Genomic DNA, 15,567 nt, shown 5'->3' with positions numbered 1-15,567 from the left:
CTAAAGTTCGCGCCGAACGTCCATGCTGGAAACGATCCATCCGGCTCAAGTACTGACGACGAGACAGCAAGGCCAAGGGAAAGAAAGCTTCATTTCCCATGGCCTTTTTGCTTTCGGCGACATGCCTTGGGAAGTAGGCGAACCAAAGTGGGGATACGGAGGACGTTCATTTGCACCCATTGATTAACTTTGTTTGCCAGTAGGAGAGTTCCCAGCATGTCGATCCAGGTCGAAGACTATTTCGCGCGCGAAACCTTTCAGAAAATGAAGGCGTTCGCCGACAAACAGGAAACCCCTTTCGTGGTGATCGACACCGCGATGATCGCCCAGGCCTATGACGACCTGCGCGCCGGTTTCGAATTCGCCAAGGTCTACTACGCGGTCAAGGCCAACCCGGCCGTCGAGATCATCGACCTGCTCAAAGAGAAAGGCTCGAGCTTCGACATCGCCTCGATCTATGAGCTGGACAAAGTGCTGAGCCGCGGCGTCAGCGCGGACCAGATCAGCTACGGCAACACCATCAAGAAATCCAAGGACATTCGCTACTTCTATGAGAAGGGCGTGCGTCTGTTCGCCACTGACTCGGAAGCCGACCTGCGCAACATCGCCAAGGCCGCACCGGGCGCCAAAGTCTATGTGCGCATCTTGACCGAAGGCTCGACCACGGCTGACTGGCCACTGTCGCGCAAGTTCGGCTGCCAGACCGACATGGCCATGGACCTGCTGATCCTCGCCCGTGACCTGGGCCTGGTGCCTTACGGCATCTCGTTCCACGTCGGTTCGCAACAGCGCGACATCAGCGTCTGGGACGCGGCGATCGCCAAGGTCAAAGTGATCTTCGAACGTCTGAAAGAAGAAGACGGCATCCACCTGAAGCTGATCAACATGGGCGGTGGCTTCCCGGCCAACTACATCACCCGCACCAACAGCCTGGAAACCTACGCCGAAGAAATCATCCGCTTCCTGAAAGAAGACTTCGGTGATGACCTGCCGGAAATCATTCTGGAACCGGGCCGTTCGCTGATCGCCAACGCCGGTATCCTGGTCAGCGAAGTGGTGCTGGTCGCGCGTAAATCCCGTACCGCCGTGGAGCGCTGGGTTTATACCGATGTGGGCAAGTTCTCCGGCCTGATCGAAACCATGGACGAAGCGATCAAGTTCCCGATCTGGACCGAGAAGAAAGGCGAGATGGAAGAAGTCGTGATCGCCGGCCCGACCTGCGACAGCGCCGACATCATGTACGAAAACTACAAGTACGGCCTGCCGCTGAACCTGGCGATCGGTGATCGTCTGTACTGGCTGTCGACCGGTGCGTACACCACCAGTTACAGCGCCGTAGAGTTCAACGGCTTCCCGCCGCTGAAGTCGTTCTACGTGTAAGCAATGCTGGCGTAATGCAAAAAGCCCATGACGTGTCATGGGCTTTTTTGTGGCTGCGATTCAGGTGTTCTGAAACTCGGCGCAACGGTGAGCATAGGCCTGCGCCAGTGCCTGGATTCTCGGATCGGTTGCGCTTGCCAACGTCTGGCTGGCCACTCGCAGGAAATTCAGGTTGCCGCCGGCCAGCGCTTTCTCAAGCCAGACAATCGCGTCATCAATTCGCCCCTCAGCCGCCAGCACCGCCGCGTAGCTGAACTGCCCGCGAAAGTCCCCGCCCTCGGCCGAACGTCGATACCAGTCATGGGCCGCTGCCGGATTCGCCGGGCACACTTGCCCCTCTTCGAGATAACGTCCGAGCAGGTTCATCGACTTGGCATGACCGGCCTCGGCCGCGCGTTGATACAACGCCATGGCCTGAAGATGATCGACAACGACACCGCGCCCGGTCGCGAGCAGATTGGCGAGGTTGTACATCGCCCAGTCCAGCCCGGCATCGGCGGCAATTCGATAATGTTTTACGGCGTTGCCGGCATCGACCGGACATCCCCATCCGTGTTCATGGCAGCGGCCGAGCATATTGCGCGCCATCAAATGACCTTGCCCTGCGGCGATTTCAAACCAGCGCAATGCCAGCGGCTGATCCTGAGCAATCCCGTGACCATCGAGCAGGATCTGCCCAAGCAGCGCCTGTGCTTCCAGCACGCCCTCACCCGCCGCCAGCAGAATTGCCTGAGCCGCGCGGGCCGGACTTTCTTCGAGCATCGCCGTGAGACGTTCGCCGTCGAGGACTTCTTCGCGACGTAACCGAAAGTCCGCCACTTACACCTCGACCCAGCGACGCAACAGGTTGTGATAGGTGCCGGTGAGGCGGATCAGCGAAGGGTGATCGGGCATGTCGTGGGTGAGTTGCTGGATCGCACCGTCCATCTCGAACAGCAAGGCACGCTGGCTGTCTTCGCGCACCAGACTCTGGGTCCAGAAGAACGAGGCATAACGCGCGCCGCGGGTGACTGCGTTGACCTTGTGCAGGCTGGTGCCGGGGTACAGCACCATGTCGCCGGCGGGCAGTTTCACCCGTTGGGTGCCGAAGGTGTCCTGGATTTCCAGCTCGCCGCCGTCGTAGTCCTCCGGCTCGCTGAAAAACAGCGTGGCCGACAGATCCGTACGTACGCGCTCGATGCTGCCCTTTGGCTGGCGCACCGCGTTGTCGATGTGGAAATCGAAACTGCCGCCCGCCGTGTAGCAGTTGAGTAACGGCGGAAATACTTTGTGCGGCAGCGCGGCCGACATGAACAGCGGATTTTTCCACAGGCGCTCAAGCATCGCGGCACCGATTTCCTTGGCCAGCGGATGGCCTTCCGGCAGTTGCAGATTGTGCTTGGCCTTGGCCGATTGATAACCGGCGGTGATCTTGCCATCGGCCCAGTCGGCCTGTTCCAGAGCCTCGCGGATGCGCTGCACTTCTTCTTTCGCGAACAGCCCGGGGATGTGCAGCAGCATGGCAATGTCACCTGATGGCAAAGAGGCGGCAATGGTATTGATTCTTATTGGCCGTGTAAAACCCGCTAGACGAATGAACTGGCAAAAACCGTAAGGTTAAATTGTAAAGAATGTAAATTCAGTGCGAATAACAATGTTTCGCAATTGATACGAATACCTGTTTACCCTATATTCCGCCGCCTCAAATCCTTGGGGAGGGGAATAAAAATGGCACGTCAACAAGCACAATTACCGGTCAGTTCACCACGTCTGCTCGCTTCCGCCATCGGCGTGGCAATCACCGCCGGCTCCGCAGGCCACATGGTGTTCGCCGCCGAAAAAACCGACAGCAAAGCCACCGGCAATGCCATCGCCCTGGACGCCACCGCCATCACCGGCGAAGCCCAGGACTCGACGTCCTACCAGGTCGAGAAAGCCTCCTCGCCCAAGTACACCGCGCCGCTGGTCGACACGCCGCGTTCGGTCACCGTTATCCCGCAACAAGTCCTGAAAGACACCGGCGCCCTGAACATGCAGGACGCGCTGCGCACCGTACCGGGCATCACCTTCGGTGCCGGTGAAGGCGGCAACCCGCAGGGCGACCGCCCGTTCATCCGCGGCTTCGACGCCCAGGGCGACACCTACCTCGACGGTGTACGCGACACCGGCTCCCAGAGCCGCGAAATCTTCGCCGTGGAAAACATCGAAGTCAGCAAGGGCCCGAACTCCGCCATCGGCGGTCGCGGCGCAGCTGGCGGCAGCATCAACCTGGTGAGCAAGAAAGCCCACCTGGGCAACTCGTTCGACGGTGGCTTCACCTGGGGCTCCGACCAGACCCAGCGTTACACGATGGATGGCAACTACCAGTTCAGCGACACCGCTGCCGGCCGTCTGAACCTGATGAGCCACGAGAGCAACGTCGCCGGTCGCGACAAGGTCGATTACGACCGTTGGGGCATCGCGCCGTCCCTGGCCTTTGGCCTGGGCACCGACACCCGCGTCAACCTCGATTACTACCATCTCGAAAGCAATGACACACCGGATTCGGGCATCCCTTACACGATTCCTGCCGGTGGCTCGGCGGCGCGCACCAAGTCCAACCCGGACAAGCCGTACGCCGGCGGCGATCACAGCAACTTCTACGGTCTGGACCGCGACTTCCGCAAGGGCCGCACCGACACCGCGACCTTCGCCATCGAGCATGACCTGAGCGACTCGCTGACGATCAAGAACACCCTGCGTCACGGCACCAGCATGCAGGATTACATCCTGACCCAGCCGGACGACAGCAAAGGCAACGTGAACAACGGCAGCGTCTGGCGTCGTGCGAACACTCGTGTGAGCAACACCGAGACCACCACCAACCAGACCGACCTGTTCGGCAACTTCTACGTGGCCGGCTTCAAGAACAGCTTCTCCACCGGTGTCGAATACACCCGTGAGGAAAGCAGCAAATCCTCGTACAACGTCAACACCGACACCACGCCGCGCACCTCGGCCGTGACCACCAACTGCAACCCGGGCCTGATCGGCGCCGCCAGCGGCTACAACTGCACCTCGCTGTCGAACCCGACCCCGAACGATCCGTGGAACGGCGCCATTTCGCGCAACTACGCCGGCACCGACACCCAGTCCGATACCTACGCGCTGTATGCGTTCGACACCCTGGAGCTGTCCGAGCAATGGCTGGTGAACATGGGCCTGCGTTACGACCACTTCGAAACCGGCTACAAGACGTACACCAACGCTGGCCGCACCACCTCCAAGGGTTCGGACACCAGCGAGTTCGTCACCGGCCAGTTCGGCGTCGTCTACAAACCGGCAGAGAACGGCAGCATCTATGCGTCCTACGCAACTTCCGCCACACCGCCGGGCAACACCCTGGGCGAAGGCATGGAAGGCAACCCGCTGGGCGGCACGCCGGATCGCAACGGCAATCTGCTCAAGAGCGACATGGAGCCGGAAACCACCAAGAACTACGAAATCGGTACCAAGTGGGATCTGCTGAACGATCGCCTGTCGCTGACCGCCGACATCTTCCGCACCGAGAAAGAAAACGCGCGTGTCCAGGTTGATACCACCTCGTACGAAAACGCCGGCAAGACTCGTGTACAAGGTATCGAGTTGTCCGCCAGCGGCAAGATCACCGACAAGTGGCAAGTGTTCGCCGGTTACGCCTACATGGACAGCGAGCAAGTGGACGGTGGTGACCTGCCGGCCAACAAGGCCAACAACGGTAACGAGCTGCCTAATACGCCGAAAAACAGCGCCAGCCTGTGGACCACTTACCAGGTCACGCCGAAGCTGACCATCGGTGGCGGTGCGTTCTACGTGGATGACGTGTTCGGCAGCGTGGCCAACACCACCATGGTCGATTCCTACGTTCGCTACGACGCGATGGCGGCGTACAAGCTGAGCAAGAACGTCGACCTGCAACTGAACGTGCAGAACCTGACCAACGAGACCTACTACGACAAGGCCTTCTCGACTCACTTCGCCAACCAGGCGGCGGGCCGTACGGCATTGCTGAGCACCAACTTCCACTTCTGATCGAAGAGGGAAGTACCGAGCCCCGTTCATTCATTTGAGCGGGGCTTTTGTGCGTAATAAAGAACGTTTCTCGATAAGCCACGGCATAATGCACGCCGTGAACACAATTTCCGAACGGACAAGGCAAGCGACGTGTTGAAGAAAACCCTGTTCCAGTTGCACTGGTTTTTTGGCATCACTGCCGGGCTGGTGCTGGCCCTGATGGGCATCACCGGCGCTGCCTATTCGTTTCAGGACGAAATTCTCAAAGCCCTGAACCCAACCGTGTTGCAGGTCGAGAAACAGGTCGCCGGCGTCCTGCCGCCCGCCGACCTGGTGGCGCAGATCGAAGCGGCCTCGGGCAAGAAAGTCTCGATGCTTTCGGTCGAGACCGAAAGCGGCAGCGCCGGCCGCGTCTGGTTCACCCCGCCCAAAGGCGAGCGCCGGGGCGAGATGCGCTACTTCGATCCCTATACCGCCGAGTTCAAGGGCGACGCCACGGGTCAGGATTTCTTCGGCCTGATGCTGCAGCTGCACCGGTTCCTCGCCATGGGCGATACCGGTCGCAACATCACCGGTGCCTGCACCCTGATGCTGCTGTTCTTCTGCCTGTCCGGCCTGTACCTGCGCTGGCCACGCCAGTGGAACAGCTGGCGCGTGTGGCTGACCCTCGACTGGAAGAAAAAGGGCCGCAGCTTCAACTGGGATCTGCACTCGGTGTTCGGCACCTGGTGCATGCTGGTTTACCTGCTGCTGGCACTGACCGGACTGTCCTGGTCGTACGAGTGGTACAACAAAGGCCTGACCAAATTGCTTTCCGACGCGCCGCAAAACGAGCGCGTGCGCGGCGGTCGTGGCCCTGCCCCGGAAGGTCCGGCGCCGACTGCCGATTACGCCGCGATGTGGGTCAGCATCTACAGCGCCGCTGGTCCAGGCCTCGCCTCCTACAACATCCGCATGCCGCCAGTGGCCGGCCAACCGGCGACCGTGTTCTATCTGCTCGACAGCTCGCCCCATGACCGCGCGCTGAACCAGATCACCCTCGACCCGGCCACCGGCGTCGTCAAACGCGTCGACCGCTACGCCGACAAAAGCTTCAAGGCGCAGTTGCTGACCAGCATTTACGCGCTGCACGTCGGCAGCTATTTCGGCCTGGTCGGGCGGATCATCGTCACCGTCGCGGCGGTGTTGATGCCGCTGTTCTTCATCACCGGCTGGCTGCTGTACCTGGATCGTCGGCGCAAGAAAAAGCAGATCAAGGATACCCGCAAAGGCCTCGACCAACCGGCCGGCGATACACCGGCGTGGCTGATCGGTTTCGCCAGCCAGAGCGGTTTTGCCGAGCAACTCGCCTGGCAGACCGCCGGCCAGTTGCAGGCGGCAGGGTTGCCGGTGAAGGTGCAGCCGCTGGCGAATGTCAGCGAGCAGGATCTGCGCGAATCGAACAACGCGCTGTTCGTGGTCAGTACGTTCGGCGACGGCGAAGCGCCGGACAGCGCTCGCGGTTTCGAGCGCAAGGTATTGAAGAACGCCTCGACCCTCGACAGCCTCAACTACGCGGTGCTCGGCCTCGGCGACCGTCAGTATCAGCACTTCTGCGGTTTCGCCCGGCGCCTGCATCAATGGCTGGGCGAGCACGGCGGCAAAACCCTGTTCGCCCCGGTGGAAGTCGACAGCGGCGATCCTTACGCCCTGCGTCACTGGCAGACCCAGCTCGGGCTGATCACCGGGCAAGCGCCGGTCGACACCTGGCAAGCACCGAGCTACGAAAACTGGACGCTGGTGCGCCGCGAGCTGATGAACCCGGACAGCAGCGGCTCTCCGGTCTTCCTGCTCGGCCTGACCGCGCCGACCTCCCGCAGCTGGCTGGCCGGCGATCTGGTGGAAGTGCTGCCGCGCAACTGCCCGTGGGCGATCGAGCATTTCCTCGACGGCCTCGGCATCCGTGGCGAGACCAGCGTGAAGGTCAACGGCCTGGAAGAGTCGCTGGAAGTCGCCCTCGCCACTCGCCAGTTGCCCGAGCACCGCGCGCATCTGGTCGGCCTGCACGCTCAGGCGCTGGTCGATGCGATGGTGCCGCTGGCGATGCGCGAATACTCGATCGCCTCGATTGCCGCCGACGGCGTGCTGGAGCTGATCGTGCGTCAGGAACAGCATACCGACGGCAGCCTGGGCATCGGTTCCGGCTGGCTGACCGAGCATGCTCCGGTCGGCGGCAGCATCAGCCTGCGGGTTCGCCGTAACAGCGGTTTCCATCTACCGAACGCTTCGGTGCCGATGATCCTGCTGGGCAACGGCACCGGCCTTGCCGGGCTGCGCAGCTTGCTCAAGGCGCGGATCGCCGACAATCAGCAGCGTCACTGGTTGCTGTTTGGCGAGCGCAATCGCGAGCACGATTTCCTCTGTCGTGCAGAGCTGGAAGAGTGGTTGATCAATGGCGATCTGGAACGCCTCGATCTGGCGTTCTCGCGGGATCAGGCCGAGAAGATTTACGTGCAGGATCGCCTGCGCGAATCGGCCGGTGAATTGAAGAAATGGCTGGCGGACGGTGCGGTGATCTACATCTGCGGCAGCCTTCAAGGCATGGCGTCAGGGGTGGATCAGGTACTCAATGAAGTGCTGGGCGCTGCCGAAGTCGAACGCCTGATCGAACAGGGTCGCTATCGCCGCGACGTTTACTGATTCACCTTAGGTCACTGTGGGAGCAACCTTGCTCCCACAGGTTCTGCACTGGATTCAGACTGGCTGCAGCTTCTGCTCGAACACCGCAACACCCTCCAGATCCCGCAACACCACGCTCATCTCCCCGCTCTGCCCGTCAATGTTCACCTCACCGAAAAACTGAAATCCGGCAAACGGCGAGGCGTTCTGCACCGCCGGCGCCTTCTCGAACACCACTTGCGGGCCAAAGGTCTTGTCCAGCGGATTGGGCCCGAAACTGCCGGCGTTCAGCGGCCCTGCGACAAACTCCCAGAACGGTTCGAAATCCTGGAACGCCGCGCGATCCGGGTGGTAGTGATGCGCCGCGCAGTAATGCACGTCCGCCGTCAGGAACACGAAATTGCGCACCTGCTGCGCGCGCAAAAAGCCCAGCAGCTCGGCGATTTCCAGCTCACGTCCCTGCGCCGGGCCGGGCTCGCCGTTGGCCACCGCTTCCCAGCGCGCAACACCGGGACTGACCTCGCCATCCGGCACGCCGAGACCGATCGGCATGTCGGCGGCGATGACTTTCCACTGGGCTTTCGAGGCCTTCAATCCACGCTTGAGCCAGTTCAATTGCTCGCGCCCGAGGAACGGTTTTTCCGCCCCGAGATTGTCGTCGTTGGCCCCGCGATAACTGCGCATGTCGAGTACGAACACATCGAGCATCGGCCCGTAACTCAGCTTGCGATAGATCCGCCCACCACCGTCCGCTGCCTGACGGCGCATCGGCGAATATTCGAGCCAGGCCTGACGCGCACGACCGACCAGGGTGTGGATATTTTTTTCCTGATAACGCTCGTCGAGCTGCTTGCCCGGCGACCAGTTGTTGACCACTTCATGGTCGTCCCACTGCCAGATCTGCGGCACTTCGGCGTTGAAGCGACGGACGTTTTCGTCCATCAGGTTGTAGCGGTAATTGCCGCGATAATCGTCGAGGGTCTGGGCGACCTTGCTCTTGGCTTCGGTGGTGAGGTTGCGCCAGATCCGGCCACCTTCCGTGGTCAGTTGCGCCGGCACCGGGCCGTCGGCGTAGATGGTGTCGCCGCTGTGGATAAAGAAGTCCGGCAAGCGCATGCGCATGGCTTCATAGATGCGCATGCCGCCGATATCGGGGTTGATGCCGAAGCCCTGGCCGACGGTGTCGCCGCTCCACACGAAGCGGATATTGCGCCGCGCCGTCGGCGCACTGCGCAAATGGCCAAGCCACGGTTCGCTGGCGACGCCGGTGCGGGCGTCCTTGAAATACACGCGGTAGAAAATTGCCTGATCGGCGGGCAGCCCGGTGAGTTCTACGCGGGCGGTGAAATCGCTGCGGGCATCGGCCAGCGCGGAAATGACCCGGTGCGGATGGCGGAACTGGCTGCGGGTGTCCCACTCCACCACCATCTGCGCCGGGCGGTCGGCGCGGCTCCAGATCATCGCGCGGTCGCCCTGCAAGTCGCCGGATTGCACGCCGTCAGTCAGTTGCGGTCGATCCTTGACCGAGGCGATGACGGCCGGGGCCAGCCCCGGCATCAGCAGTCCGGCGCCGACGGCTTGCATCACGCGCCGGCGACCGGGATTGAAATCGCTCATGGTGTTCTCCCTGAAAAAAGGAAAACTTAAGCACCGCTAGATGAAAGGGGTGTGACACCTCACGCCTTCGCGGGCTCCAGCGCCAGTTCCACGGCCTCCGGCCGCTTGACCAGCGCATACACCACCGCGGTCAGCAGGCTGCCCGCGACAATCGCCAGCAGATACAGCAACGCATGGTTGATCGCATTCGGAATCGCCAGCACGAACAGCCCACCGTGGGGCGCCATCAGTTTGCAGCCGAAGTACATCGACAACGCACCGGTCAGCGCACCGCCGGCAATGCTTGCCGGGATCACTCGCAGCGGATCCTTCGCAGCAAACGGAATCGCACCTTCGGAGATGAAGCACAACCCGAGCACCAGCGCCGCTTTACCCGCTTCGCGTTCAGTCTGGGCGAACTTGCGCCGGGCGATGAACGTGGCGATGCCCAGACCAATCGGCGGCACCATGCCGGCGGCCATGGTCGCGGCCATCGGTGCATAACTCTGCGAGGCCAGCAGCCCCACCGAGAACGCATACGCGGCCTTGTTGATCGGCCCGCCGAGGTCGACGCACATCATGCCGCCCAGCAGCACACCGAGCAGGATCGCGTTGGTGGTGCCCATGCTGTCGAGGAAATGCGTCAGCGCCGCAAGCATCCCGGCCACCGGTTTACCCACCACGTAAATCATCACCAGCCCGGTGAACAGACTGGCGAACAACGGGATGATCAGAATCGGCTTCAGCGCTTCCAGACTTTGCGGCAGCGCCACGTACCGACTGATCGCCTTGGCCGCATAGCCTGCGATAAACCCGGCGACAATCCCGCCGATGAAGCCGGCGCCCAGGGTGCTCGCCAGCAAACCGCCGATCATGCCCGGCGCGAGTCCGGGACGGTCGGCAATCGACCAGGCGATGTAACCGGCCAGCAGCGGCACCATCAATTTGAACGCGGTTTCGCCACCGATCTGCATCAGCGCCGCCGCCAGCGTGCCCTCTTCCTTGAACGCGGTGATGCCGAACACGAACGACAAGGCGATCATCAGACCGCCCGCCACCACCATTGGCAGCATGAAAGAAACGCCAGTCAGCAGGTGTTTGTAGACGCCGCTTTTCTCCTGTTTGGCCGGGGCCTTGCCGTCGCTCGCTGCACTCTCCTGCTTGCCTTCGGCCAGGGCTTTTTTCAGGGTGGCTTCGGACTGCTTCAACGCAATCCCGGTGCCGCAGCGGTAGATTTTCTTGCCGGCGAAACGCTCGGTGGCGACTTCAATGTCAGCCGCCAGCAGCACCACGTCAGCCTCGGCGATGGCTGCCGCGCTCAGCGGATTTCGCGCGCCGACCGAGCCCTGGGTTTCGACTTGCAGATCAAAGCCCAGACGCTTGGCGGCTTGCTGCAAGGCTTCGGCGGCCATGAAGGTGTGGGCGACGCCGGTCGGGCACGCGGTGACAGCGACCAGACGCGGCGCTTGAGCGCTGGCAACCACGGGCGACGTTTCGGCAGCGACGTAAACCTCGGCCTCGACCGCGCCACGCCGCAGCACGTCTTCGACATCCTGCAGGGCTTGCGCCGGCGCGATCCGAAAGACTTTCTTGCCGATGAACCGGGTCATGTCCACAGGTCCCGTGGCCACCAGCAACACCCACTCGGCAGCCTCGATGGTGGCCGCCGACAACTCGCGTTCCGGGTGCGCCGCATCCACCACTTCGACGCTGGTGCTCCAGCCCTGACGCTGAGCCGCGGCATCCAGCAGCCGGGCGCACAGCACACTGGTGACCATGCCGTTCGGGCAGGCCGTGACAATGGCTAACTTCATGACAAACCCTCTTATTGTTCTGTCAGGGGGCGCACGCGCACGCCCTGTTCGAGCTGCGTCAGTTGCGCAGCGTCGTGAATACCGAATCCGATCTGGGTCACCGCCTGCGCCGCAATTGCGGTGGCCGTGCGCAGGGTTTGTTCCGGCGTGTCGGCGCTGAGCAGACCGTGGAGCATGCCGGCCAGCAACGAATCGCCGGCACCGACCGTGCTGGCGACACTGACCTTCGGCGGCGTGGCATGCAACGCCGAGCCGACGCTGAACCAGTTCACACCGTCGGCGCCGTGTGAGATCACCACATGCTCGATGCCCTGAGCGTGCAGCCGATTGGCTGCCTCGGCCTGAGACGCGTGGGACACCACTTCACAGCCCAGCGCATCGGCCAGTTCTTCGGTGTTCGGCTTGATCAGCCACGGACCGGCGTTGAGCGCCGCGCGCAAGGCGTCGCCGCTGGTGTCCAGGGCGACTTTCAGACCCAACGCCTTCAAGCGCTCGACCAGCTCGCGCAACCACTGTGCAGTGACTCCGCGCGGCAAACTGCCGGCGACCACCACCGCGTCATGCCCCGGTGCGATCTGCACCAGTCGATCAAGCAACGCCTGTTGCGCCACCGCGCCGACCACCGGTCCCGGACCGTTGATGTCGGTGATGCGGCCGTCCTGTTCCGCGACCTTGATATTGCTGCGGGTCTCGCCGGGCACCCGGATAAACGCATCGGTAAAACCGCGTTTGGCGAACAGGTTTTCGAACGCCTGCAGATTGTCTTCGCCGAGAAAGCCGCTGACCGTCAGTTGATGACCGAGGTCGGCCAGCACTTGTGCGACGTTGACGCCCTTGCCGGCGGCGTGGGTGTGCATCTCGTCGCTGCGGTTGACCTGACCGGCCTCAAGACGTGGTAATTGCACCGTGAGGTCCAGCGCCGGGTTGAGGGTCAGGGTGAGAATCTTGGCCATTACAGGGCCTCCACTAATGCGCGCACTTCGTTGGCGCTGCCCACGGCCAGGGCTTGTTGAGCAAGGTTTTTTGATTGCGTCAGGCTGAGTTCACGAATGCGCGCCTTGACCTCGGCGATGCTGCGCCCGGAGACGCTCAGTTCATCCACACCGAGGCCGACCAGCACCGGCACCGCCAGCGGATCAGCCGCCAGCTCGCCACACACACCGACCCATTTGCCATGGGCATGGGCCGCGCGCACGGTGATGTCGATCAGTTGCAGCACCGCCGGGTGCAGGCCGTCAGCCTGGGCGGACAGGGTCGGATGACCACGGTCGATGGCCAGGGTGTATTGGGTCAGGTCGTTGGTGCCGACGCTGAAGAAGTCCACTTCTTTGGCCAGCACCGGTGCGAGCAACGCAGCGGACGGCACTTCGATCATGATCCCCAGTTGCAGATCGGCAACCGGGATTTCCAGGCGCAGACGCTCGGTCATGTCGCGGGCCTGACGCCACTCTTCGACGCTGCCGACCATCGGGAACATGATCCGCAATGGCCGGTTGTCCGCCGAGCGCAGCAAGGCGCGCAACTGCGCTTCCATGATCTGCGGACGCTGCAAGGTCAGGCGAATGCCGCGTACGCCGAGGAACGGGTTTTCTTCCTTGGCGATCGGCCAATACGGCAGCGGTTTGTCGCCACCGACATCGAGGGTGCGGACCACCAGCGGCCGACCGGCGAGGCCATCGAGGACGCGGCGGTATTCGGCTTCCTGAGTCGCCTCGTCCGGCGCCTGCGGATGAGCCATGAAAATCAGTTCGGTGCGCAACAGACCGATGCCTTCGGCGCCCTGCTCCACCGCGCTGATCACACCGGCGCTTTCACCGATGTTGGCGAACACTTCCACGGCGTGGCCGTCGGTGGTGTGCGCCGGTTGATGGCGTTGTTCGGCGGCGGCTTTCAGGCGTTGTTCGCGGGTGTCGCGTTCTTCGCTGGCGCGTTGCAGGGTCGCGGCATCCGCGTCCACATGCAGGCGGCCGCGCTGGCCGTCGAGCAGCAGCGGCGTGCCCGGTTTCAGCAGCAATACCGCAGCGCCCGCGCCGACCAGCGCCGGAATGCCCAGCGCGCGTGCCACGATTGCACTGTGCGCGGTGGCGCCGCCACGGGCGGTGAGAATCCCCGCGACCCGTGCCGGATCCAGCCGCGCGACGTCGGACGGGCCGACCTCATCCATCACCAGAATGTACGGTTGCTCAGGCTCGGCGGGCGTCTGCACGCCACACAGTTGCGCCAGCACCCGGCGGCCAATGTCGCGCAGGTCGGCGGCGCGTTCAGCGAGCAAGGCGTCCTGCAACGATTCCTGTTGTTTAGCGGCGGCCTCGATCACGGCCATCCAGGCTGCTTCGGCGCTTTCGCCCTGCTTGAGGCGGGTGTCGACTTCATCGGTGAGTTCCGGGTCGTCGAGCATTTCCTGGTGGGTGATGAAAATCTCGCGGATCGCCTTGGCCTTGCTGCGTTCGATCAGGCCCTGAATGTCCTGACGCACGTCGGACAGCGCTTGCTTGAGACGCTCGCGCTCGATGGCGGCGGACTCGCCACGCAACGGGTAATCGATGGTTTGCTGGACTTGAATGTGCGCCGGGCCGATGGCGATGCCGGGAGCGGCGGGAATCGCTTGCAGCAGGCTGCCGGAGGCCGGGGCGCTCAGGACTTCGGCGATGTCGGCGATCACTTCGCGCTGACTGACTGCTGGCAGCGGCTCGACTTCTTCGCCGAGGCCTTCTTCGATGGCGGCCAGCAACGCCGGCAACGCGTCGGCGGCGATGCTCGGTTCAGCGATGATTTCCAGCACCTGGCCACGACGGGCGCCGAGGCTCAGCAGTTTGCTCAGGCTTTTCACCGATACGGCGCTGTCCTGACCGTCGACGATGCGCACACGGATTTCGCCGTCAAAATTCTTCGCCAGTTGCGCAAGGATCTTCGCCGGCCGCGCGTGCAGACCATGGGCGTTGGCCAGTGCGATACGTGCGCTCGGCCAGTCGGCCGGCAACTCACCGCCGAGCACTTCGAGGACTTTGCGGCTGCTGGTGGCGCGGCCCAGTTCATGGCCGCGACCTTCGATCAGCAACGCGCACAAACGCTCGAGCAACGCCTGATGCGCTTCACCGAGGCTGGCCAGACAGAACAGACCGCTGAGCGGCTGGCCGAGGTAGCGCATCGGTTTGTCCGGCGTGACGAACGCCAGGCCCGGACGCTTCACGGTCTGCTCGCTGTGCAGCCACCACAGGCCATCGCCCAGCGGCAGCGCTTCGACCTGCTGCAACACCCCGGCGAAACCGTTGCTCACGCAATCGGCCTGACGCAGCAGACGCGCACCGCGCCAGACCAGTTCTTCGAAATCGTCGGCGGAAACCCCGAGGCCAATCATCTGCGCATCCAGCGCCAGCTCTTGCGGCGCACCTTGCAGCAGTTTCAGCAGCGCTTCTGGCGAACTCGCGCGGCGCAGGGCCTGGCCCAGATCGGTCTCGCCGAGGGCGCGGGTCAGCAATTGCAGCAATCGCAGGTGTTCGTCGGATTTGGCGGCGATGCCGATGGCCAGATAAACGATCTGGCCGTCGCCCCAGTCCACGCCGTCGGGAAACTGCATCAGACGCACGCCGGTGGCGAACACCTGATCGCGGGTTTCGGGTGTGCCGTGGGGGATCGCAATGCCTTGGCCGAGGAAGGTCGAGCCCTGAGCCTCCCGGGCCTGCAGGCCGGCGAGGTATCCGTCGGCGACCAGACCATCGGCGACCAGATGACTGGCCAGCAATTGCAAAGCGGCGGGTTTATCCACAGCCGACTGGCCCATGGATATCTGCTCTACAGTGAGCTCGAGCATGCGATCTCCTTTTTGGCACTGTTCAATGCCAGGTATTGTTTTGAATGGTTGCAGCTTAGGCGCTGTGAGCCATCCTTTTCAGGAGGCAGTTTTGGCGGTTTCACGGCAGAACCGGCCAAAGGCGTCTAAAACGTAGAAAATACGCTTGCTGAAACGTTTAATCTAGATTGATCGGCACGTTACTCGATAATGTCCCATCCTTGAAGTCCAACTTGTCGGATGCGCTGAGACAATGGTCGCCTGCCTGAATCGGGTAGGATTGGCGAAAATGTCGCGGCAAGCTCGAAAAAACAAGGA

The 15,567-nt window shown here is 62.6% G+C and carries 9 protein-coding genes; 3 read left to right on the top strand and 6 right to left on the bottom strand.

The genetic code is table 11. The features are described 5' to 3' along the window. Positions 1–216: 216 nt before the first annotated feature. The gene (locus tag M5G18_RS25085) at positions 217–1,380 is read left to right on the top strand and encodes a type III PLP-dependent enzyme (protein ID WP_007953693.1); all 1,164 of its coding nucleotides are present in this window, start codon (positions 217–219) and stop codon (positions 1,378–1,380) included. Between the two features lie 60 nt (positions 1,381–1,440). On the opposite strand, the gene M5G18_RS25080 is transcribed toward M5G18_RS25085, so the two are convergent. Continuing rightward, the gene (locus M5G18_RS25080) at positions 1,441–2,199 is read right to left on the bottom strand and encodes a tetratricopeptide repeat protein (RefSeq protein ID WP_273898358.1); all 759 of its coding nucleotides are present in this window, start codon (positions 2,197–2,199) and stop codon (positions 1,441–1,443) included. Continuing rightward, a complete protein-coding gene (locus M5G18_RS25075; RefSeq protein ID WP_007953697.1) occupies positions 2,200–2,880 on the bottom strand; it encodes a Fe2+-dependent dioxygenase in 681 nt (226 codons plus the stop codon). 207 nt (positions 2,881–3,087) lie between these two features. Between M5G18_RS25075 and M5G18_RS25070 the strand changes: the two genes are divergently transcribed. After that, a complete protein-coding gene (locus M5G18_RS25070; protein WP_273898357.1) occupies positions 3,088–5,409 on the top strand; it encodes a TonB-dependent receptor in 2,322 nt (773 codons plus the stop codon). A gap of 132 nt (positions 5,410–5,541) precedes the next feature. Further along, entirely contained in the window at positions 5,542–8,070 is a 2,529-nt protein-coding gene (locus M5G18_RS25065; protein WP_273898356.1) for a sulfite reductase flavoprotein subunit alpha, read from the top strand. Between the two features lie 54 nt (positions 8,071–8,124). On the opposite strand, the gene M5G18_RS25060 is transcribed toward M5G18_RS25065, so the two are convergent. From M5G18_RS25060 to ptsP, 4 genes are read right to left on the bottom strand one after another with little or no spacing between them, the layout of a single operon-like run. Next, positions 8,125–9,666: an alkaline phosphatase D family protein gene (locus M5G18_RS25060; RefSeq protein ID WP_273898355.1), complete on the bottom strand. Its 1,542-nt coding sequence runs from the start codon at positions 9,664–9,666 to the stop codon at positions 8,125–8,127. A gap of 59 nt (positions 9,667–9,725) precedes the next feature. Further along, on the bottom strand, positions 9,726–11,459 hold the full coding sequence (locus M5G18_RS25055) for a PTS fructose-like transporter subunit IIB (RefSeq protein WP_273898354.1): 1,734 nt from the start codon (positions 11,457–11,459) through the stop codon (positions 9,726–9,728). An 11-nt stretch (positions 11,460–11,470) separates the two neighbouring features. Then, the gene (pfkB, locus tag M5G18_RS25050; protein ID WP_273898353.1) at positions 11,471–12,412 is read right to left on the bottom strand and encodes a 1-phosphofructokinase; all 942 of its coding nucleotides are present in this window, start codon (positions 12,410–12,412) and stop codon (positions 11,471–11,473) included. Continuing rightward, entirely contained in the window at positions 12,412–15,270 is a 2,859-nt protein-coding gene (ptsP, locus tag M5G18_RS25045; RefSeq protein WP_273898352.1) for a phosphoenolpyruvate--protein phosphotransferase, read from the bottom strand. Before ptsP ends, pfkB begins: the two co-directional genes overlap by 1 nt. Between the last annotated feature and the right edge of the window lie 297 nt (positions 15,271–15,567).

The sequence above is a fragment of the Pseudomonas aphyarum genome, assembly GCF_028657055.1.
Classification (GTDB): Bacteria; Pseudomonadota; Gammaproteobacteria; order Pseudomonadales; family Pseudomonadaceae; genus Aquipseudomonas; species Aquipseudomonas aphyarum.
Note: the sequence above shows the minus strand (reverse complement) of the source record. Positions and strands in the feature narration are given on the sequence as shown.

Bases quoted from the DNA above. Each gene is read 5' to 3' on its own strand.
- ptsP (WP_273898352.1), bottom strand. From the start codon at position 15,270: ATGCTCGAGCTCACTGTAGAGCAGATATCCATGGGCCAGTCGGCTGTG.
- M5G18_RS25085 (WP_007953693.1), top strand. From the start codon at position 217: ATGTCGATCCAGGTCGAAGACTATTTCGCGCGCGAAACCTTTCAGAAA.
- M5G18_RS25070 (WP_273898357.1), top strand. From the start codon at position 3,088: ATGGCACGTCAACAAGCACAATTACCGGTCAGTTCACCACGTCTGCTC.
- M5G18_RS25075 (WP_007953697.1), bottom strand. From the start codon at position 2,880: ATGCTGCTGCACATCCCCGGGCTGTTCGCGAAAGAAGAAGTGCAGCGC.
- M5G18_RS25055 (WP_273898354.1), bottom strand. From the start codon at position 11,459: ATGAAGTTAGCCATTGTCACGGCCTGCCCGAACGGCATGGTCACCAGT.
- M5G18_RS25060 (WP_273898355.1), bottom strand. From the start codon at position 9,666: ATGAGCGATTTCAATCCCGGTCGCCGGCGCGTGATGCAAGCCGTCGGC.
- pfkB (WP_273898353.1), bottom strand. From the start codon at position 12,412: ATGGCCAAGATTCTCACCCTGACCCTCAACCCGGCGCTGGACCTCACG.